This is a genomic window from Burkholderia sp. B10, assembly GCF_004368385.1.
GTDB lineage: Bacteria > Pseudomonadota > Gammaproteobacteria > Burkholderiales > Burkholderiaceae > Burkholderia > Burkholderia vietnamiensis.
The window spans coordinates 60,457-81,117 of sequence record NZ_PQMX01000027.1 but is presented as its reverse complement, the minus strand read 5'-3'; the positions used below and the strand labels follow the sequence as shown (position 1 = coordinate 81,117).

Below are 20,661 nucleotides of genomic sequence, written 5' to 3'. Positions count from 1 at the left end.
CCCCAGCCCCCAGCACAGCACTCACCGCACCCACACGCGCAGCGCCCCTCAGGCCGTCACGACCTTCGCGAACACCGGCCCCTGCATGAAGCGCACGTCGTGCTGACGCAGCAACTCGCACTGCGTCTCGTCGACCACGCCATCGAATATCAGCGGAATCCGCACGCGCTGCGCATACGCGACCAGCGCCTTCACCATCCCGTCGCGCAGCGCGATGCCCGCATCCATCTTGATGTAATCGGGCCGCGCCATCTCCGATTCGACCGCGAGGATCCGGCCGGGGTCGGGCAGCTTGTCCGCGACCTTGAAACCGTGATGCTGATAACTGCGCGTCAGGTAGCCGAGGAAGGTCTTGTGCGCGACCGCGGCCGCCGGCAACTCGATCACGATCCGCTCGGCCGGCAGGCCGAACCGCTGCAGCACCGACGAGAAATGCTTGCCGTGATCGTACTTCACGCTCTTGAGCAGCCGTTCGTGCACGCGCAGGAACAGCAGCCCGTGGCGCTGCGCACCGAAGAAGTTGATCGCGTGCAGCGCCCGCGACAGCCGGTCGATCGCGACGAGCGTCTGGTCGTCGACGGCCGAGTCGACCGGGTCGTGCGCGGCGCCGCTGACCAGCGTGATGGCCTGGAAGCCGAGCTCGTCGCCGTAGCGCTCGATGGCATCCGCGAACGACGTCGACTGCGGCGCGCCGGGCATCGTCACGTCGTAGATCGGCTCGTAGGCGCTCGCGAGCGTGCGCTCCGGCAGATTCGCGCATGCGGTGCCGCCTTCGGCAAGCGCGAGGTGTTCCCGCAGATAAGGCAGTTGCCCGGCACGGGCGACCAGCTCGGGAATGTTGGGCGGGATCATCGGCGTAGGAAGAAAACGGCGGCCGAAAGGGCCGCCTCGTATCTCGATATTAGCAGCGCCCGTCGGGCTCGGCTCGGCGTTTCTCTCATATGGTTATCCCGTTGCCGAACCCATCGCTAGGGTTAACGTTGATTTCACTATACGTAATTGGTTTTACTATTCGTAAATCTAAAGATTTGTTGCCGATCAAGAAAAGCGGCGTTCGGGCGCCGGCAGCGGCGTCGTTTCCCGAACCGAATCAACCAGGAAGCAAGGAGCGAGACGTGGCGGTGGACAGCAGGCGGATGGAGCAGGGCAGGCCGCGCGAGCGGTTGAAGGCGGGCACGAAGGCGGCCATGAACGGCGGCACAAGCGCGGCGGCGCCGCGCGTGCCGGCGCACGTGCGGCGCGGCTGAGGAGCGGATGGCGACCATGAGCATCGATTACCAGACGCTGAAGTTCGATTACCGGCCGCGCGCGGCGCGGGCCGCGCAGGCCGATGCGGCCGTTCACCCGGTGATCGTGGTGGGCGCGGGCCCGGTGGGCCTGGCCGCCGCGATCGATCTGGCGCAGCGCGGTGTGCCGGTCGTGCTGCTCGACGACGACGACACGCTGTCCACCGGCTCGCGCGCGATCTGCTTCGCGAAGCGCACGCTCGAGATCTTCGACCGGCTCGGCTGCGGCGAGCGCTTCGTGGACAAGGGCGTGAGCTGGCACGTCGGCAAGGTGTTCCTGCAGGACGAGCAGCTTTACGCGTTCGACCTGCTGCCCGAGCAGGGCCACGCACGCCCGGCGTTCGTCAACCTGCAGCAGTACTACGTCGAAGGCTATCTGGCCGAGCGCGCGTTCGAACTGCCGAACCTCGAGATCCGCTGGAAGCACAAGGTGACGGGCGTCGCGCAGTCGGCGGAGCACGCGGCGCTGACCGTCGAGACGCCGGAAGGCATCGAGACGCTGCGCGCGCAGTACGTGATCGCGGCCGACGGCTCGCGCAGCCCGCTGCGCGCGGCGATGGGGCTCGAAAGCCGCGGCCGCACGTTCAAAGACCGCTTCCTGATCGCCGACGTGAAGATGAAGGCGGAATTCCCGACCGAGCGCTGGTTCTGGTTCGATCCGCCGTTCCACCGCAACCAGTCGGTGCTGCTGCACCGTCAGCCGGACAACGTGTGGCGCATCGATTTCCAGCTCGGCTGGGACGCCGACCCGGTCGCCGAGAAGCAGCCGGAGCGCGTGATCCCGCGCGTGCGCGCGCTGCTCGGGCCGGACGCCGAATTCGAGCTCGAATGGGTCAGCGTCTATACGTTCCGCTGCCAGCGGATGGATACGTTCCGTCACGGCCGCGTGCTGTTCGCGGGCGACGCGGCGCACGGCGTGTCGCCGTTCGGCGCGCGCGGCGCGAACAGCGGCGTGCAGGACGCCGACAATCTCGCGTGGAAGCTGCAGCTCGTGCTCGACGGCCGCGCGCCCGAGCGCCTGCTCGACACGTATGCGAGCGAGCGCGAGTTCGCCGCGGACGAGAACATCCGCAACTCGACGCGCTCGACCGACTTCATCACGCCGAAGAGCGCGGTGTCGCGCGTGTTCCGCGACGCGACGCTGAAGCTCGCGCGCGACTGCGAATTCGCGCGCCGGCTCGTGAACAGCGGCCGTCTGTCGGTGCCGGCCGTGCTGACGGATTCGCCGCTGAATACGCTCGATCGCGCCGGCGACGCGTTCGCGTGCGCGATGCGTCCCGGCGCGGTCGCGGCCGACGCGCCGGTGCGCGCGCAACAGGCGTCCGGCTGGCTGCTGCGTCATCTCGGCGACGGCTTCGCGGGCGTGCTGTTCGGCCTGCCCGGCGATGCGGGCGCGCTCGCGCAGGCGCTCGACGGTCTCGCGCTGCCGGTGCGGCCCGTGCTGATCGTGCCGGCCGGCCATGCGCAGGCGGTGCCCGGCGTCGACGTCCTCGAAGACGTCGACGGTCTCGCCGCGCAGCGCTACGACGCGCAGCCCGGCACGTTCTACCTGCTGCGCCCGGACCAGCACGTGTGCGCCCGCATGCGCACGCTCGACCGGCACGCGATCGCCGACGCACTCGCCCGTGCGAGCGGCGCATGCTGAACCCGCCTCGAACACGACAACGACACCGGAGACACCCGACATGCCCCCCCTCGACACCCGCCCGCGCCTGGCCGACCCGGACGCGTTCTACGAAGCGCTGATCGACATGCATCGCGATTTGTCGGACGCCGACAGCCAGCTCGTCAACGCGAAGCTGATCCTGCTGCTCGCGAACCAGATCGGCGACGCCGACGTGCTGCGCGAAGCGATGGCGCTCGCGCGCCAGGGCGTGAATCCGCCCGTGCATCCGAACGCCGAGGTGGCGCAATGAGCGCGGCGCCGGCCAACGCGCGCGTGCTCGAAGTCGAGCGCGTGATCGACGACACCCATCGTCCGGGCTTCCACTGGATGCTGCTGGTGCTGTGCGGGCTGTGCCTGGTGGTCGACGGCTTCGACGCGCAGGCGATGGGCTACGTCGCGCCGAGCGTGATCGCCGAGTGGCATGTGCCGAAGCAGGCGCTCGGGCCGGTGTTCAGCGCGAGCCTGTTCGGCATGCTGCTCGGCGCGCTCGGGCTGTCGGTGCTGGCCGACCGCATCGGCCGGCGGCCGGTGCTGATCGGCTCGACGCTGTTCTTCGCGGTGACGATGCTCGCGACCCCGTTCGCGAGTTCGATCCCGGTGCTGATCGCGCTGCGCTTCGTCACGGGCCTGGGCCTCGGCTGCATCATGCCGAACGCGATGGCGCTGGTCGGCGAGTTCAGCCCGGCCGCGCACGGCGTGAAGCGGATGATGATCGTGTCGTGCGGCTTCACGCTGGGCGCCGCGCTGGGCGGCTTCATCAGCGCGGCGCTGATTCCGGCGCTCGGCTGGCGCGCGGTGTTCTTCGTCGGCGGCGCGGTGCCGCTCGTGCTGGCGATCGCGATGCTCGCGCGGCTGCCCGAGTCGCTGCAGTTTCTGGTCCTGAAAGGACGCGTCGCGCAGGCCCGCGACTGGCTCGCGCGGTTCGCGCCGCACGCCGGCATCGATGCCGACACGCGGCTCGTCGTGCGCGAGCGAGCGGCGAGCGGCGCACCGGTCGCCGAACTGTTCCGCGCCGGCCGCCTGCCGGTCACGCTGCTGCTGTGGGCGATCAGCTTCATGAACCTGATCGACCTGTACTTCCTGTCGAACTGGTTGCCGACCGTGATGCGCGACGCCGGCTATACGCCCGGCACGGCGGTGATCGTCGGCACGGTGCTGCAGACGGGCGGCGTGATCGGCACGCTGTCGCTCGGCTGGTTCATCGAGCGCTACGGCTTCGTGCGCGTGCTGTTCGCGTGCTTCGCGTGCGCGGCCGTGTCGGTGGGGCTGATCGGCTCGGTCGCGCATGCGCTGCCGTGGCTGCTGGTCGTCGTGTTCGCGGGCGGCTTCTGCGTGGTCGGCGGGCAGCCGGCCGTCAATGCGCTGGCCGGCCAGTATTACCCGACGTCGCTGCGCTCGACCGGGATCGGCTGGAGCCTCGGCATCGGCCGGATCGGCTCGGTGCTCGGGCCGCTCGTCGGCGGCCAGTTGATTGCGCTGAACTGGAGCAACGGCGCGCTGTTCCATGCGGCCGCGCTGCCCGTGCTGTGCTCGGCGCTGTTCGTGCTCGGGCTGGCCGGCGTCGCGCGGCGCGGCGGCGCGCACGCGGCGAATGCCGCGATGAATTGATGGAGAAAGGAAACGATGACGCTTGACCTGTCGAAACCGGCGACCGCCGGCTACCTGAGCGGTTTCGGGAACGAATTCGCGACCGAGGCGCTGCCCGGCGCGCTGCCGCACGGCCGCAACTCGCCGCAGCGCGCGCCGTACGGGCTGTATGCGGAGCAGCTGTCGGGCACCGCGTTTACCGCGCCGCGCGGCCACAACCGCCGCGCGTGGCTGTACCGGATCCGGCCGGCCGCCGTGCACCGGCCGTTCGAGCCGTTCACGGGGCGGCAGCGGCTCGTCGCGGAGTTCGGCGACTCGGCCGACGTGCCGCCGACGCCGCCGAACCAGCTGCGCTGGGACCCGCTGCCGATGCCGGTCGAGCCGACCGATTTCGTCGAAGGGCTCGTGACGATGGCCGGCAACGGCTCGGCGGCCGCGATGAACGGTTGCGCGATCCACCTGTATGCGGCGAACCGCTCGATGCAGGACCGCTTCTTCTACAGCGCCGACGGCGAATTGCTGATCGTGCCGCAGCAGGGGCGGCTCTTCATCGCGACGGAGTTCGGCCGGCTCGACGTCGAGCCGGCCGAGATCGCGGTGATTCCGCGCGGCGTGCGCTTCGCGGTCGCGCTGCCCGACGGCGACGCGCGCGGCTACATCTGCGAGAACTTCGGCGCGCTGCTGCGCCTGCCCGACCTCGGCCCGATCGGATCGAACGGGCTCGCCAATCCGCGCGATTTCCTGACGCCGCAGGCCGCGTACGAAGACCGCGAAGGCGCGTTCGAGCTGATCGCGAAGCTGAACGGGCGCCTGTGGCGCGCGGACATCGGCCACTCGCCGTTCGACGTCGTCGCATGGCACGGTAACTACGCGCCGTACAAGTACGACCTGCGGCTGTTCAACACGATCGGCTCGATCAGCTACGACCATCCCGATCCGTCGATCTTTCTCGTGCTGCAGTCGCAGAGCGACTCGCCGGGCGTCGACGCGATCGATTTCGTGATCTTCCCGCCGCGCTGGCTCGCGGCCGAAGATACGTTCCGCCCGCCGTGGTTCCACCGCAACGTCGCGAGCGAGTTCATGGGCCTCGTGCACGGCGCGTACGACGCGAAGGCCGAAGGCTTCGTGCCGGGCGGCGCGAGCCTGCACAACTGCATGTCCGGTCACGGGCCGGACGCCGATACGTTCGAGAAGGCGTCGGCGATCGACACGACCCGCCCGCACAAGGTCGACGCGACGATGGCGTTCATGTTCGAAACCCGCACGCTGATCCGGCCGACGCGCTACGCGCTCGACACCGCGCAGCTGCAGGCCGACTACTTCGAATGCTGGCAACGCATCGAGAAACACTTCAACCCGGAGCAACGATGAGCGACACCCGAGACTGGCGTGCGACGCTCGACCCGGCTCGCAAGAGCTGGGTCGACACGGCGAACGATCCCGCCTGCGATTTCCCGATCCAGAACCTGCCGTTCGGCATCTTCAGCGACGCGGCGCAGCCGGCGCGCCGCGCGGGCGTGGCGCTCGGCGACCGGATCGTCGACCTCGCCGCGCTCGCGCGTGCGGGCCTCGTGACGGTGCCGGCCGGCGCCGACGTGTTCGCCGAGCCGACGCTCAACGCGTTCATCGCGCTCGGCCGCGATGCGTGGCGCAGCGTGCGCGTTCAGCTGTCCGAGCTGTTCGCGCGCGACGCTGCGCGGCTCCGCGACGACGCGGCGTTGCGTGCGCGCGTGCTCGTCGCGCAGCGCGACGCGACGCTGCATCTGCCGGTCGACATTCCCGGCTACACCGATTTCTATTCGTCGAAGGAGCACGCGACCAACGTCGGCTCGATGTTCCGCGATCCGAAGAATGCGCTGCTGCCGAACTGGTCGGAGATGCCGATCGGCTACAACGGCCGCGCGTCATCGGTGGTCGTGAGCGGCACGCCGGTGCGGCGGCCGAACGGACAGCTGAAGCTGCCCGAGCAGGAGCGTCCGGTGTTCGGCGCGTGCCGCAAGCTCGACATCGAACTCGAGACGGGCTTCATCGTCGGGCGGGGCAATGCGCTCGGCGAGCCGATCGCCTGCGAGGATGCCGAAGCGCACATCTTCGGGATGGTGCTGTTGAACGACTGGAGCGCGCGCGACATCCAGCAGTGGGAATACGTGCCGCTCGGCCCATTCAACTCGAAGGGCTTCGCGACGACGATCTCGCCGTGGATCGTCACGCTCGACGCGCTCGAACCGTTCCGCGTCGCGCAGCCCGAGCAGGCGCCGCAGCCGCTGCCGTATCTGCGGCACGCGGGCAAGCATGCGTTCGACATCGCGCTCGAAGTCACGCTGCGGGCGGACGGCGCCGCCGAGCCGACGTCGATCTGCCGCACCAACTTCCGGCACATGTACTGGACGATGGCGCAGCAACTCGCGCATCACACGGTCGCGGGCTGCAATACGCGCGTGGGGGACCTGATGGGTTCGGGCACGATCAGCGGGCCGACGCGCGACTCGTTCGGCAGCCTGCTCGAGCTGACGTGGAACGGCAAGGAGCCGCTCGCGCTGAAGGGCGGCGGCAGCCGCACGTTCATCGAGGACGGCGACGAGCTGACGCTCGCGGGCTGGTGCGAGGGCGATGGCTATCGCATCGGCTTCGGGACGTGTACGGGGAAGATCCTGCCGGCGCGTAGCGCGTAGCGGATTGCCGCGCGACGGGTCGCGCGCAGTCCGGAACGGCACGGCGGCCCGCTTGATGCGGGCCGGTTTCGTTTTTATTGGCGGGGGCGGGAGGGGATAGGGCGCTGAGTATGTGTCGCTGGCCACAGGTCACGGATTGCGGGCCACGCGCCACGAGTCACGAGTCACGAGTCACGGATCACGAACCTTGAACCATGCGCGTTCGGCGCAGCGCCCGCGCCGCCGCGTGTGAACATCGAGGCCGTCCGCCGGCCGCCGCGTCAGATCGCGCGCCGCAACGCCGCGCGTCGCTCCCACAATGCGGCCGCGACGAACGCCGCGACGCAGCCGACCAGCACACCGATCAGCGCATTGCTGCCGAGTTGTTCCATCAACGCGCCGGCGACGAGCGGCCCGCCGAAGCTCGCGGCGCTCCACGATGCCGAGACGAGCGAGCTCGCGGTGACGAGCGCCGCGCCGCGGAAGCGCTCGCCGCATGCGACCAGCGACAGCGTGTAGATGCTGCCGGCCGCCGCGCCGAGCACGAACAGCAACGGCCAGCACAGCCACGGGTTCGCAATCACCAACGGCAGCAGCGGCAGGCCCGCGAGCACGATGCAGCCGGCGCCGAGATGCACGCGCTCGCGACCGAGCTTGTCGGCGAGCCAGCCGATCGGGAACTGCATCGCGGTGTCGCCGCACAGCATGATCGACGCGAGCAGCACCGCGGTCGCGCTCGCGACGCCGTGGTCCATCGCGTAGAGCGGCAGCAGCGACAGCGCGAGCGTGTCGAACAGCGCGAAGAAACCGGTGCCGATGATCAGCGCGGGCATGCGCGGCAGCACCGCGAGCCAGCTGTCGTGGGCGGCCTGGCGCGCGTCGTCGCCGGCCAGCGGCGCGCGCCGGATCGTCGCGAGCGTCGGCAATGCAAGCAGGAACAGCGCGCCGCACAGCGCGAAGCGGATGCTGGTGGCGCCCGCGATCTGGCTGACCAGCACGGGCCCGGCCATCTGGAACAGCGTGAAATTGGTCGCATAGATCGCGACCACGCGGCCGCGCGTCGAATCGTCGGCGAGCTGGTTGACCCACGCTTCGCCGATCGTGAACAGCAGCATCAGCGCCGCGCCGCACAGCACGCGCAACACGCCCCATACGATCAGGTTCGACGTGAACTGCATCAGCGTGGTGGCCGCGGCGAGCAGCACGACCGACACGACGATCGCGTGGCGCGCGCCCAGGCGCCGCGCGAGCGCGGTGACGAACGGGACGATCGCGAGGCCGCCGAGCGCCTGCGCGGCGGTCAGCATGCCGACCACGTTGGTGCCGTGGCCGGCTTCGGTCAATGCGAGGGCGGTGAGCGGCAGCGTCGCGCCGGTGCCGAGCCCGACCACCGCGACGCTCAGGATCAGCGCGACGAAATCGCGGGAGAGAACGTTTTTCATCGGGCCGGATGCTACACCGCGGACCTTGAAAGGTCCATGAAGGCCGTCATGCGCGCATGGTTGCGCGCGAAACGCAATGCGGCGGCGCCGTGCGGGCGCCGCGTCGCGCGTCATGGCGTCACACGTACCCGGCGGGCGCGCGGGCCGGACGGCGTTCGAGCGACGCCGACCACAGCGTGAGCGCGAGCGCCGCGACCGCCATCGCGACGCCGACCCACGGCAGGCTCACGAGCGGCACGCCGGCGCCGATCGCCGCGCCGCCGAGCCATGCGCCGGTCGCGTTGCCGAGGTTGAACGCGCCCTGATTGAGCGTCGACGCGAGGTTCGGCGCATCGCTCGCGCGGTCGACGATCAGGATCTGCAGCGGCGGCACGATCGCGAACGCGAGCACGCCCCATACGAAGATCGTCGCCAGCGCCGCGAACGGCACGTGCATCGTGCCGGCAAACAGCGCGAGCACGATGCCGATCAGCGCGAGCGTCGCGATCAGCGACGGCATCCGGCGCCAGTCCGCGAGCCGGCCGCCGAGCGTGCCGCCGACGGTCAGGCCGAGCCCGAACAGCAGCAGCACGTAGGTGACCTGGTGTGGCGAGAAGCGCGTCACGTCCTCGAGGATCGGCGTGATGTACGTGAACACGCTGAACAGGCTCGCGGACGCCAGCACGCTGATGCCGAGCACCATCAGCACCTGCGGGTGCCGCAGCACGCCGAACTCGCGCGTGATGCTGGTGTCGGGCATCGCGAGATGCTTCGGCAGGCACACGGCGAGCGCGGCCGCCGCCGCGATGCCGATGCCGGTGACGGCCCAGAACGTCGCGCGCCAGCCGTAGGCCTGACCGAGCGCGGTGCCGAGCGGCACGCCGAGCACGTTCGCGAGCGTGAGGCCGGTGAACATCAGCGCGATCGCCTGCGCGCGCCGGTTCGGCGCGACGAGGCTGCTCGCGACCACCGAGCCGATCCCGAAGAACGCGCCGTGACAGAACGCAGTGACCACGCGCGCGGCCATCAACACCGCATAGCCGGGCGCGAGCGCGCACAGCAGGTTGCCGGCGATGAACAGTCCGATCAGGCCCATCAGCGCGCGCTTGCGCGGCATCTTCGCGGTGACGACCGCGAGGATCGGCGCGCCGATCGTCACGCCGAGCGCGTAGCCCGACACGAGCATCCCGGCAGCCGGGATCGACACGCCGAGGTCGCGCGCGACGTTCGGCAGCAGCCCCATGATCACGAATTCGGTGGTACCGATTCCAAATGCGGCGACGGCGAGGGCGAAAAGGGGCAAGGGCATCGCGATGGGTCAGGGAAAGAGCCGCGGCCGGGATTCGGCGCGGGATGCGCACGATGGCTGGGCGGGGACGTCAGCCGCGATTCTACGTGAGAGAAAACCCGGACGCTCGGGGCCGGAACGTATTGTTTCGCGGGCCATGCTGGGGCGGCCGACGTCACGCTACGGTGGGGATTTCGATGGGCGCGATTGCGGCGGCGCCGGAAGACGTCGCACTTCCGCAATGCCCGACGCCGCTGCGCTCGGTGCCCACGCCGGTAGGGCGATCATTGCTCGCGCGACATGTCCGGCGGAGCTGACGCACCGCCACGGTGGCGGGACTTCGACGGGTGCGATCGCAGCGGCGCAGCCCGATGTAGCGATGTAGCGATGCCCGGCGCCGCCGCGCTCGGCGCCCACGCCGGAGCGGTGGTCATTGCCCGCGCAGCATGTCCGGCGGCGCGTCGGCGGCGTGCTCCAGCGTTGCCGCGCCGTCGCGGGTCGGCGTCGATTCGGCGCTGGGGTTCGCCTGCGCCGGTGCGTCCCAAGTGTTTTCGAACAGGCACGCTTCGATCGGCATCCGCGCGGCCCAGCGTTGCTGCTCGAGCATCGGCTGCGCGTAGAACGCGTCGACGTGCCCGATGCACAGCACCGCGATCGGCTGCGCGCCGGCCGGCATGCCGAGGAGCGTGCGCAGCGCGTCGACCTCGAACAGCGACACCCAGCCCATGCCCAGCCCCTCCGCACGGGCGGCGAGCCACATGTTCTGGATCGCGCAGGCGGCGGACGCGAGATCCATCTCCGGCAGCGTGCGGCGGCCGAACACGTGGCGCTCGCGATCGTCGGTGAGCGCGACGACCAGCAATTCGCCGCATTCGCGCACGCCTTCGACTTTCAGCCGCATGAACTCGTCCTGGCGCTCGCCGAGCGCGTCGGCGGTCGCGCGGCGCTCGGCCTCGACCAGCCCGTGAATCGCGGTGCGCAGCGCGGCGTCGGTGATGCGGATGAAGCGCCACGGCTGCATGAAGCCGACGCTCGGCGCGTGATGGGCCGCGCGCAGCAGTCGCGCGAGCGTGGCCGGATCGACGGGCGCCGACGTGAAGTGACGCATGTCGCGCCGTTCGAAAATGGCCCGGTAGACCGCAGCGATGGCGGAGTCGTCGAAACGCATGGGGGAGCGGAAGCAAAGGGAAGTCGGCGCAACGATAGCAGAGCGCGGGCGCCGCGCGTTACATCAGGCGAATGAATGGGTCGGCGCGATGCCGGTGCGGTGGGTGTGGAGCGGAGGCACGCGGAACGCCGCAAGCCGAAAGCCAACCCCGCGCTTCAGCGCCCGCCAGTGACGACGTTGGTCGGCGCGCCCGCGCGCCATGCGTCGACGTTCAGCAGCGTCGTATGCGCGATCTCGGCGAGCGCCTCGCGCGTGAAGAACGCCTGATGCGACGTGACGATCACGTTCGGGAAGGTCAGCAGCCGCGCGAGCACGTCGTCCTGCAGCGGCAGGTCCGAGTGATCCTCGAAGAACAGGCCGCTTTCCTCCTCGTACACGTCGAGCCCGAGATGACCGAGCTGGCCGCTCTTGAGCGCCTCGACCAGCGCCTGCGCATCGACCAGCCCGCCGCGCCCGGTATTGATCAGCATCGCGCCGTGCTTCATGCGCGCGAGCGTCTGCGCGTTGATCAGATGATGCGTCGACGGCAGCAGCGGACAATGCAGGCTCACGATGTCCGATTGATGCAGCAGCTCGTCGAGTTCGACGTAGCGCGCGCCGAACGCGATCAGCTCGTCGTCGTGAGGCGGCAGCGAATGCGCGAGCACGCGCATCCCGAAGCCCATCATGATCTTGGCGAACACGCTGCCGATCAGCCCCGTGCCGACCACGCCGACGGTCTTGCCGTGCAGATCGAAGCCGAGCAGCCCGTTCAGCGAGAAGTCGCCCTCGCGCGTGCGCGCGACAGCGCGCGGCAGCCGGCGGTTGAGCGCGAGGATCAGCGCGACCGCGTGCTCGGCGACCGCGTGCGGCGAATACGCGGGCACGCGCACGACCGCGATGCCGAGCCGCTCGGCAGCCGCGAGGTCGACGTGGTTGAAGCCGGCCGAGCGCAGCGCGATCAGGCGCGTGCCGCCGTCGGCGAGCCGCTGCAGCACCGCCGCATCGACGGTGTCGTTGACGAACGGACAGACGACGTCGTAACCGTGCGCGAGGATCGCGGTCTCCGCATCGAGGTGCGACGGCTGAAAGTGCAGCCGATAGCCGAACTGGCGGTTTGCGGCGGTAAACGACTCTTCGTCGTACTGCCGGCTGCTGAACAGGATCACACGCACGCTGCACCTCCGATGGCTGACGCGTGCAGTTTACTGCAGGCCAGCCGGCCGCCCCGCGACGAGATCGGCGCGCTCGGGGGTGCGCAGGAAGCCGTATTCGGAGCGCTCCTGCGCCGCCTGCTGCCCGAAATGCTCGAGCGCATGTTCGACGAAGCTGCGCGTGCGGGCCGGCACGTACTGGCGATTCGGATAGACGAGCGACAGCTGCGCATCCGGATCGTCGATCCGATAGCCGGGCAGCAGCCGCACCAGCGTGCCGGCGGCGAGCGCATCGGCGACGCACGACTCGGGCAGCACCGCGATGCCCGAGCCGGCGAGGGCCGCCGCGTGCACGAGCGCGAGCTGGTTGACGGTGCACGCCGGGCGCACCGTGACCGAATGCGCGGCGCCGTCGTGGCCGACCAGCCGCCACGCGGGCGCATGCTGATGCGGCGCGAGCGCGACCCAGTCGTGACCGGGCAGGTCGTCGGGCGCGCGCGGCTCGCCGCGCCGTTCCAGATACGCGGGCGCCGCGCACGCGACGAACGGGTTCGGCGCGAGGGTGTGACCGATCAGCGTCGGATTGCCGTCGAGCCGGTCGCCGGTGACGATGCCGACGTCGTAGCCCGAATCGAGCACGTCGAGCGGCCCGTCGGCGACGGTCAGCTGCACGCGCAGTTCGGGGTAGCGGTGCCGGAAACCGCTGACGAGCGGCGTCAGCGTGAGCGGCGACAGCAGACCCGACGTGACGACGCGCAGCGTGCCGGCCGGCTCGCGCACCGCGTGCGCGACGGACGCCTCGAGATGATCGAACTCCTCGAGCAGCGCACGGCAGCCGTCGAGGTAGCGCAGCCCGGCTTCGGTCAACGACAGGTTGCGCGTGGTGCGGTGGATCAACCGCGTGTTCAGATGGGACTCGAGCATCGCGATCGAACGCGTGACGAGTGCATTGGACACGCCTAGATGGTGCGCCGCGCGCCGGAAACTCTGCTGCTCGGCAACGCAGACGAACACTCGCATGGTCTGAATCTGGTTCATGTCTCGCGTATTTCTGGCCCGGTGGATTGATTTTGCTTGGAATTTTTCGTCGCGCGACCGGGATTGCCGGTGTGCGTCGTCCGATTTTCGTTCGTATCGAAAAAGCGGCTCTCGATTCCGCAGACGATTGTTCATTACGGAGGCGATATCCGTCAACCTGAGAAAATGGGCGGGTTGCGGAAAATCGAAATCGCGGCTATCGGATTTATGCGGCGGTCTCGTTGGTTTCCCGGCAGTATTGAAACCGGTAGTTCGGTATCTGAATGTTGCTCAGTAAAATCAACGCGTTATGTGTTTTGTACGATGCTTCGCAGCGGTAATTTTCGAACTCTGTCACTAATAGATGCCGCGATAATCGATGTTTTTCCGGCGCATCGGCATTTGGTGGATCCATTCGGTCCGCGCGGTTTTTATCCTGATGCGGCGTATTTCCGACTAATTGGGTCGTCTATTACTGAAGCGGGCGCATCCGCACGCACCGCAATATGGCCGGGAAAATCGCCTGTACCGGGCCGCGGCGGGGCCGCCGGCGTGCTCGCTCGCGATGCGCGGCCGGCTGGCCCGGTCGTCCGACCGAGCCAGCGTCGCGCCGTCCGGCCGCGCGCGCCTCTTGCGCGCGGGCGCGGAACACGGAATCATCGATCGATCCGCCATGCCCTGTGGCGGGCGACGCTCGAGCGTCTTTCTTCATCTTTTTTGCCAGCCATGTCCCTCGACCATTCGCCGATTCCCTGTCCCGTCGTCGTGCCGCTCGACGCGATCCTGCCCGAAGAACCGCTGCTGATGATGGGCGCCGGCCCGGTGCCGATCCCGGCCGCGGTCGCGAAGGCGAACACGATCGTGATCAACCACCTCGGCGCGACGATGGCGAAGATCATCGAGCAGGTGAAGGAGATGGCGCGCTACGTGTTCCAGACCCGCACGAAGTGGGTGCTCGGCGTCGCCGGCCCCGGCTCCGCCGCGATGGAAATGGCGATTTCCAACCTCGCCTGGCGCGGCACGCGCGTGCTGTCGATCCGCAACGGCTTCTTCAGCGCGCGCATGGCCGAGATGGCCACGCGCGTCGGCGCCGACGTCGCGACGCTCGAAGTGGCCGACCGCTCGGTCGCGAGCCTCGAGGAGATCGCCGACGCGATCGCGCGCGAACGCCCGGAGATCGTCACGATCGTGCAGGGCGAGACGTCGAACACCGTGTGGAACCGCGACCTGCGCGAGATCGCGGCGCTCGCGAAGGCGGCCGGCGCGCTGGTGGTCGTCGACGCGGTGTGCACGCTGTCGACGATGCCGCTCGAGATGGACGCATGGGGCATCGACGCGGTCATCACGGGCGGTCAGAAGGGGCTGTCGTCGATTCCCGGCGTGTCGCTGATCGCGTTCTCCGACGCCGCGTGGGACCGGATGAAGCAGCGTCCGGAACCGAACGCGCACTGGTGCCTCGACATGGCGCTCGCGGAAAACTTCTGGCACAACGCGGGCTACCACTACACCGCGCCGGTGTCGGGCGTGCTCGCGCTGCACGAGGCGCTGCGCCTCGTGTGCGCGGAAACGCTCGAAAGCCGTTTCGCGCGCCATCTGCGCTGCACGCTGGCGCTGCAGGCCGGCATCGAGGCGATGGGCCTCGCGCTCTACACGCCGAAGGAATGCCGTCTCAATTCGGTGGTGGGCATCGAGACGCCGGCCGGGCTCACGCCCGGAATGGTCTGCGGCCACATCTCGAAGCAATATCAGGTCGAGATCTCCGGCTCGTTCGGCTTGCCGATCGTGCGGATCGGCCAGATGGGCGAACAGTGCCGCGAACACAACCTGTTCCGCACGCTGCATGCGTTCGGCCGGACGATGGTCGATCTGAAGGTGCCGGTCGACCTGCCGGCGGGCGTTGCCGCGCTCGAGCAGGAACTGTCGCGGCGCGGCATGTAAGCGCGGCCGGCGGCGCGGCGCTCAGCCGCCCCGCATCGCGCGCCGGTATGCGTTCGGCGTCGTCCCGTGCGCGTCGCGAAAGCGGTGGCTGAAATGGGCGGCGTTCGCGTAGCCGCACTCGGCGGCGACCTGCGCGAGCGGCAGCGCCGTCGTGCGCAGCAGCAGGCGCGCGCGGGCCAGCCGCTGCTCGGCCACCCAGGCGTGCGGCGCGCGGCCGAACGACAGCCGGAACATCCGCGAAAAGTGATATTCGGACAGCGCGGCGACGTTCGCGAGTTCGCCGAGCGTGAGCGGCTGCGACAGGTAGCTGTCGATATAGTCGCGCACGCGCCGGCGCACGGCGGGCGCCAGGCCGCCGCGCAACGGCGCGTCGGCGCGCGCGGCGCCCTGGCCGCGCAACAGCAGGCTCAGCACGTCGTGCGCGGCCTCGTTCACGCGCAGTCGCCCGTCCGCATCGTCCCAGCGCTCCAGTGCGAGCGAACGGAACTGCGCGGCGACGCGCGCATCCTCGAAATAGGTGCGGTCGGCGAGTTTCAGTTCGCGCGGTTCGCGGTCGAGCTCGCGGATCGCGCGCTGCGTGAAGTGCTCGGGCAGAAAGTACAGGTGGATGAAGTGCATCTCGCCGCGCACCCACCAGCGCGATTCATGGTCGCCCGGCAGCGTGCACAGCAGGCTCGGCGCGCCGTAGCGCGGCACGCGCTCGCGCTCGGTCCGGTAGCCGCCGTCGAGATAGCACGACAGCGTGTGGTGGCCGGGCTGTTCGTAGACCGTCTCGCTTTCGTCGGTGATGCGCGTCCATTCGGCGATCGCGAGGTGGTCGCCGAGCCACGTGAAGCGCTCGAGCGTCGCGTTCGCGTCGGCGAGCGTGCGGCACACCGACTGCAGCCCGAACGGCATCGTGTCGCCCGCGAGGGCGGCGGCGTGGTCGACGGGCGGAGCGTACAGGGGCGAACTCATGGTGCGACGAGTATAAGCGCGCGCACCGCGTGCCGTGCGCCGGAGCGAAAAAGACCGCAAATCCGGACAATGCGTGCGCGCGGCGCGGCCGCATAGTCGGAATCCGTTCCACTCGTTCCGCTGCGTTGCCGCCATGAATCTGTCGCTTTACTTCATCACCGTGCTGATCTGGGGCACCACCTGGATCGCGATCAAATGGCAGTTGGGTGCCGTGCCGCCGCCCGTGTCGATCGCATGGCGCTTCTGGCTCGCCGCCGCCGTGCTGTTCGCGCTGCTGCGCCTGATGCGCCGGCCGGTGCGTCCGCCGCGCGAAGCGTGGCGTTATCTCGTCGCACAGGGCGTCGCGCTGTTCTGCCTGAATTTCCTGTGCTTCTACTATTCGGAGCAGGTCGTGCCGAGCGGACTCGTCGCGGTGATCTTCTCGACCGCGCCGCTGCTGAATTCGATCAACGGGCGCGTCTTCATGGGGCGGCCGCTGCGGCCGTCCGCGATCGCCGGCGCGCTGCTCGGGCTGACCGGCATCGCATGCCTGTTCTGGCAGCAGATGGCCGGGCATCTGGACGACCACGCGACGTGGATCGGTCTGGCGATCGCGTTCGCGGGCACGATGTGCTTCTCGGCCGGCAACCTGCTGTCGAGCCGGATGCAGGCGATGGGGCTGCACCCGCTCGCGACCAACGGCTGGGCGATGCTGATCGGCGCGGCGATCCTGACGGTCGGCAGCGCCGCGGCCGGATTGCCGTTCGCGCTCGATCCGAGCCCGCGCTATCTCGGCGCGCTCGTCTACCTGGCCGTGCCGGGCTCGGTGATCGGCTTCACCGCGTACCTGACGCTGGTCGGCCGGATCGGGCCGGAGCGCGCCGCGTACTGCACGGTGCTGTTCCCGATCGTCGCGCTGGCCGTGTCGACGGTATTCGAGGGTTATCAGTGGTCGCCGCTCGCCGTGGTGGGGCTGCTGCTCGTGGTGGCCGGCAATCTGGTGGCGTTCGATCTGACGCGCCGGCTGTTTCTGCGCACCGCGTGACGGCTGCGCTGAATGAAAGGCGCCCCGCGCGAAGCGGGTTGAGGGCTGGTTCGCGCCGTGAGCGGAAGATGGTTGCTCGGCATGCAGATGGGGTCGGCCTGTTGGCCTGTCGGGCCGCCAGCCCGATGACGGCCTGATGGGCCGTTAGCCCGAAAGCCGTACAGCCTGATGGCCCGAGAGCCCGAGAGCCCGAGAGCCCAAAAGCCCAAAAGCCCAAAAGCCCAAAAGCCCAAAAGCCCAAAAGCCCAAAAGCCCCACGACCCGACTGCCGCCGTTGGCCCAGCCCCGGCGGCTAGTCGCCGGACGCCGGGCCAACTGCCCACCAGCTAGCTCGACAGCCGCCCGCCGTACCGCCCCTCAAGCCGCCGCGCCGCTCCCCGCCACGCGCGCCTGCCGCTGATACAGCACCATCGACAGCGCGACGCCCGCTGCGGCGGCCGCCGCAGCGAACAGGAACACCTGCGGATACCCGAATGCGCCGGCGATGTAGCCGGCGAGCGGGCCGGTGATCCCGAGCGACAGGTCGAGGAACACCGAATACGCGGACAGCGCCGCGCCGCGGCTCGCCGGCGGCACCAGCGCGACGGCCTCCACGCCGAGCGCCGGGAAGATCAGCGCGAAGCCGAACCCGGTGAGCGCCGCACCGACGAGCGCGACGTGCGGCACCGGCGCGAGCCACAGCAGCAGGAGGCCCGAGGATTCGAACGCGAACGACACGATCGCGACGCGGAAGCCGCCGTAAGTCTTGATCATGTTCGCGAACAGCAGGCGCGCGCCGATGAACAGCGTGCCGAACACGGTCAACGACAGCGCCGCGTTGGGCCAATGGCGCGCCGCGTAGTAGAGCGTGACGAAGGTCGCGATCGAGCCGAAGCCGGCCGAGCCGAGCGCGAGACCGAGGCCGTGCGGCAGCACGCGCGTGAACACGCTCGCGTACGACATCCGTTCGCCGTGCACGAGTGGCACCGCGTCGATCAGGCGGGCCAGATAGAAGCCGGCCGCCGCGAGGGCGATCACGAGCACGCCGATCAACGCCGGATTGAGCGCGTGCGCGATCGCGACGCCGACCGGCGCGCCGAGCGCGAGCGCGCCGTAGGTCGCGATGCCGTTCCACGAGATCACCTTCGCGTTGTGCGCGATGCCGACCCGGCCGATGCCCCACAGGATCGCGCCGGTGCCGCACAGGCTTTCGCCGACGCCGAGCACGAGCCGGCTGCCGATCAGCAGCACGAGGCTCGCGGCCGGCCAGCGCGCGAGCAGCAGCGCCACCAGCAGCAGCACGCCCGACACGCCGCAGCCGATCAGCCCGCGCAGCACCGTCTGCTTCGGCCCCAGCGTATCCGCGAAGCGCCCGGCGAGCGGACGCGACGCGAGCGTCGCGAAATACTGGACGCTGATCGCGGCGCCCGCGACGATCGCGGAATAGCCGAGATCGTCGTGGACGAAGCCCGGCAGCACCGCGAGCGGCAGCCCGATGGTCAGATAGCAGACGAACGTGAAGCAGACGACGGACACGATTTGCAGCGTGACGGCGAGCCCGCTGCGCGGCGGTGTGGCGGAATCGGTGGACATGGGGTCGGATTAGATGAACGAAGCGGGACGACGATCGCGACAGATGCAGCCAAACAACGGAATCCGGATTTTCCCATGGAACCGGTTTTCCCGCAGGTACTACTTAGTTAATCGTGACCCGTTTTAGCGCTGCAATGGGCCCGGCGAAAACAGCCAGCGCCACGCGCATGCTGCACAGCTGGCGGCCCGCCGCCCCCATATCGCGGCCGTGATATGAGCCGCATGCGCGTTCGGCTATGGGTTGCGAAATTTGACGGTGATAGCGTGCAAACTGTCAGAGAAACGTCGGTCGTGCGCTGAGCGCCGGCCGCCTTGCCCCCACTTGAACAACGATTGAGACATGAGTGAGCCGATCCGCTTCTACCATCGTCACGCGGTCCGCGAAGTCAGCGGCGCGGACGTCACCCGCACCGTGCTGCAGTATCTGCGCGAGGATGCGCGCTGCACCGGCACCAAGGAAGGCTGCGCGGAAGGCGACTGCGGCGCGTGCACGGTCGTCGTCGGCGAGCTGACCGACGCAGGCGCGGTGGCGTTCAAGGCCGTCAACGCGTGCATCCAGTTCCTGCCGACGCTCGACGGCAAGGCGCTGCTCACGGTCGAGGACCTGCGCCGGCCGGACGGCTCGCTGCATCCGGTGCAGCAGGCGATGGTCGATTGCCACGGGTCGCAATGCGGTTTCTGCACGCCGGGCTTCGTGATGTCGATGTGGGCGCTGTACGAGCAGCACGGCCATGAGCGCTGCGGCAGCGCAGCTTCGAACGCATCGTGCGTGCAGAGCGTCGCCGGCGTGCCGAGCGTGCCGTCCCGCACCGAGATCGCCGATGCGCTGACCGGCAACCTGTGCCGCTGCACCGGCTACCGGCCGATCATCGACGCGGCGGTGCGGATGTTCGACGCGAGCGGCGAACGCACGCCGGCGCAGGACTCGCCGGTCGACGCGGCCGCGCTCGCGCGCACGCTGGCGTCGCTGCGGCGCGAGCGCACGTTCGAATACGCGGCCGCCGACGGCGCGCGCTTCGCCGCGCCGCGCACGCTCGACGCGCTGGCCGCGCTGAAGGCCGAGCGCCCCGACGCGCGGCTGTTGGCCGGCAGCACCGACATCGGCCTGTGGGTGACCAAGCAGATGCGTCGCCTCGACGACCTGATCTACGTCGGCCAGGTCGCCGAGCTGCAGCGGATCGTGCACGGCGACGACTGGATCGAGATCGGCGCGGGCGTGACGGTCGAGCGCGCGTATGCGGCGCTCGCCGGCACGTATCCGGAGCTGACCGAAATGTGGAAGCGCTTCGCGTCGCTGCCGATCCGCAACGCGGGCACGCTCGGCGGCAACGTCGCGAACGGCTCGCCGATCGGCGACTCGATGCCGGGGCTGATCGCGCTCGGCGCGCGCGTCGTGCTGCGCGGCGGCGACAGCGTGCGCGAGCTGCCGCTCGACGCGCTGTACACCGGCTATCAGCAGAAGGACATGGCGCCGCACGAATTCGTCGTCGCGCTGAAGGTGCCGACCCGCAGCGGCGCGCGCGCGGCGCTGCAGTTCCGCACCTACAAGCTGTCGAAGCGGTTCGACTCCGACATTTCGGCGGTGTGCGCGGCGTTCGCGTTCATCGCGGACGGCGACACGATCCGCGAGCCGCGCATCGCATTCGGCGGGATGGCCGCGACGCCGAAGCGCGCGCCGCACACGGAAGCGGTGCTCGACGGCGCGCCGTGGCACGAAGCCACCGCGCAGGCCGCGATGCAGGCGCTGGAGCGCGACTACCAGCCGCTCACCGATATGCGCGCGACCAGCGCCTATCGCGTCGATGCCGCGAAGAACCTGCTGTACCGGTTCTGGCTCGAGACGCGGATGCACGACCCGCTGCCGGCGCACGCGTTGAACGTGCGCGAAGTGGCCGCCGAAACCGGCGCCGAAGCGGCCGATGGCGCGGCGCGCGTCTGAAGACGGAGAACCCC

The 20,661-nt window shown here is 69.5% G+C and carries 17 protein-coding genes; 9 read left to right on the top strand and 8 right to left on the bottom strand.

Going from position 1 to position 20,661, the window contains the following annotated elements:
• Positions 1–48: 48 nt before the first annotated feature.
• Positions 49–852, bottom strand: a complete 804-nt coding sequence (locus tag C3Y15_RS15930) for an EAL domain-containing protein (RefSeq protein WP_011883431.1) — start codon at positions 850–852, stop codon at positions 49–51.
• 89 nt (positions 853–941) lie between these two features.
• On the opposite strand from C3Y15_RS15930, the gene C3Y15_RS31750 reads away from it, so the two are divergent.
• The 6 genes from C3Y15_RS31750 to fahA are packed head-to-tail and all read left to right on the top strand — an operon-like array spanning position 942 to position 7,211.
• Entirely contained in the window at positions 942–1,247 is a 306-nt protein-coding gene (locus tag C3Y15_RS31750; protein ID WP_166677051.1) for a hypothetical protein, read from the top strand.
• Between the two features lie 7 nt (positions 1,248–1,254).
• Positions 1,255–2,931 (top strand): FAD-dependent oxidoreductase, encoded by a 1,677-nt coding sequence (locus tag C3Y15_RS15925; RefSeq protein WP_043290810.1) that lies wholly within the window; start codon positions 1,255–1,257, stop codon positions 2,929–2,931.
• A 40-nt stretch (positions 2,932–2,971) separates the two neighbouring features.
• Positions 2,972–3,202: a DUF2783 domain-containing protein gene (locus C3Y15_RS15920; RefSeq protein WP_011883434.1), complete on the top strand. Its 231-nt coding sequence runs from the start codon at positions 2,972–2,974 to the stop codon at positions 3,200–3,202.
• Entirely contained in the window at positions 3,199–4,560 is a 1,362-nt protein-coding gene (locus C3Y15_RS15915; protein WP_059559026.1) for an MFS transporter, read from the top strand. The genes C3Y15_RS15920 and C3Y15_RS15915 overlap by 4 nt, the downstream gene beginning before the upstream one ends.
• 15 nt (positions 4,561–4,575) lie before the next feature.
• Positions 4,576–5,910 carry a homogentisate 1,2-dioxygenase gene (hmgA, locus tag C3Y15_RS15910; protein ID WP_011883439.1) on the top strand — a complete coding sequence of 445 codons (1,335 nt, stop codon included), beginning with the start codon at positions 4,576–4,578 and terminating at the stop codon, positions 5,908–5,910.
• Positions 5,907–7,211, top strand: a complete 1,305-nt coding sequence (gene fahA, locus C3Y15_RS15905; RefSeq protein ID WP_059559024.1) for a fumarylacetoacetase — start codon at positions 5,907–5,909, stop codon at positions 7,209–7,211. Before hmgA ends, fahA begins: the two co-directional genes overlap by 4 nt.
• A gap of 260 nt (positions 7,212–7,471) precedes the next feature.
• On the opposite strand, the gene C3Y15_RS15900 is transcribed toward fahA, so the two are convergent.
• The 5 genes from C3Y15_RS15900 to C3Y15_RS15880 all read right to left on the bottom strand — a co-directional run bounded on the left by C3Y15_RS15900 (position 7,472) and on the right by C3Y15_RS15880 (position 13,238).
• Positions 7,472–8,632, bottom strand: coding sequence for an MFS transporter (locus C3Y15_RS15900; protein ID WP_124260101.1), 1,161 nt, complete (start codon positions 8,630–8,632; stop codon positions 7,472–7,474).
• 118 nt (positions 8,633–8,750) lie between these two features.
• On the bottom strand, positions 8,751–9,920 hold the full coding sequence (locus C3Y15_RS15895; RefSeq protein ID WP_011883445.1) for an MFS transporter: 1,170 nt from the start codon (positions 9,918–9,920) through the stop codon (positions 8,751–8,753).
• Positions 9,921–10,329: 409 nt separating this feature from the next.
• Positions 10,330–11,067, bottom strand: a complete 738-nt coding sequence (gene bluB, locus C3Y15_RS15890) for a 5,6-dimethylbenzimidazole synthase (protein WP_046426247.1) — start codon at positions 11,065–11,067, stop codon at positions 10,330–10,332.
• Positions 11,068–11,222: 155 nt separating this feature from the next.
• Entirely contained in the window at positions 11,223–12,221 is a 999-nt protein-coding gene (locus C3Y15_RS15885) for a 2-hydroxyacid dehydrogenase (protein ID WP_011883448.1), read from the bottom strand.
• A 30-nt stretch (positions 12,222–12,251) separates the two neighbouring features.
• Positions 12,252–13,238, bottom strand: a complete 987-nt coding sequence (locus C3Y15_RS15880) for a LysR family transcriptional regulator (protein ID WP_069246146.1) — start codon at positions 13,236–13,238, stop codon at positions 12,252–12,254.
• A 705-nt stretch (positions 13,239–13,943) separates the two neighbouring features.
• Between C3Y15_RS15880 and C3Y15_RS15870 the strand changes: the two genes are divergently transcribed.
• Entirely contained in the window at positions 13,944–15,155 is a 1,212-nt protein-coding gene (locus tag C3Y15_RS15870) for an alanine--glyoxylate aminotransferase family protein (protein ID WP_059739323.1), read from the top strand.
• A 21-nt stretch (positions 15,156–15,176) separates the two neighbouring features.
• On the opposite strand, the gene C3Y15_RS15865 is transcribed toward C3Y15_RS15870, so the two are convergent.
• Positions 15,177–16,112, bottom strand: coding sequence for an AraC family transcriptional regulator (locus C3Y15_RS15865; protein ID WP_034194478.1), 936 nt, complete (start codon positions 16,110–16,112; stop codon positions 15,177–15,179).
• 133 nt (positions 16,113–16,245) lie between these two features.
• On the opposite strand from C3Y15_RS15865, the gene C3Y15_RS15860 reads away from it, so the two are divergent.
• Positions 16,246–17,136, top strand: coding sequence for an EamA family transporter (locus tag C3Y15_RS15860; RefSeq protein WP_014722528.1), 891 nt, complete (start codon positions 16,246–16,248; stop codon positions 17,134–17,136).
• Between the two features lie 357 nt (positions 17,137–17,493).
• On the opposite strand, the gene C3Y15_RS15855 is transcribed toward C3Y15_RS15860, so the two are convergent.
• On the bottom strand, positions 17,494–18,708 hold the full coding sequence (locus tag C3Y15_RS15855; protein WP_011883456.1) for an MFS transporter: 1,215 nt from the start codon (positions 18,706–18,708) through the stop codon (positions 17,494–17,496).
• A 340-nt stretch (positions 18,709–19,048) separates the two neighbouring features.
• On the opposite strand from C3Y15_RS15855, the gene xdhA reads away from it, so the two are divergent.
• Positions 19,049–20,647 (top strand): xanthine dehydrogenase small subunit, encoded by a 1,599-nt coding sequence (xdhA, locus tag C3Y15_RS15850; protein WP_069246147.1) that lies wholly within the window; start codon positions 19,049–19,051, stop codon positions 20,645–20,647.
• The last annotated feature ends 14 nt before the right edge of the window (positions 20,648–20,661 follow it).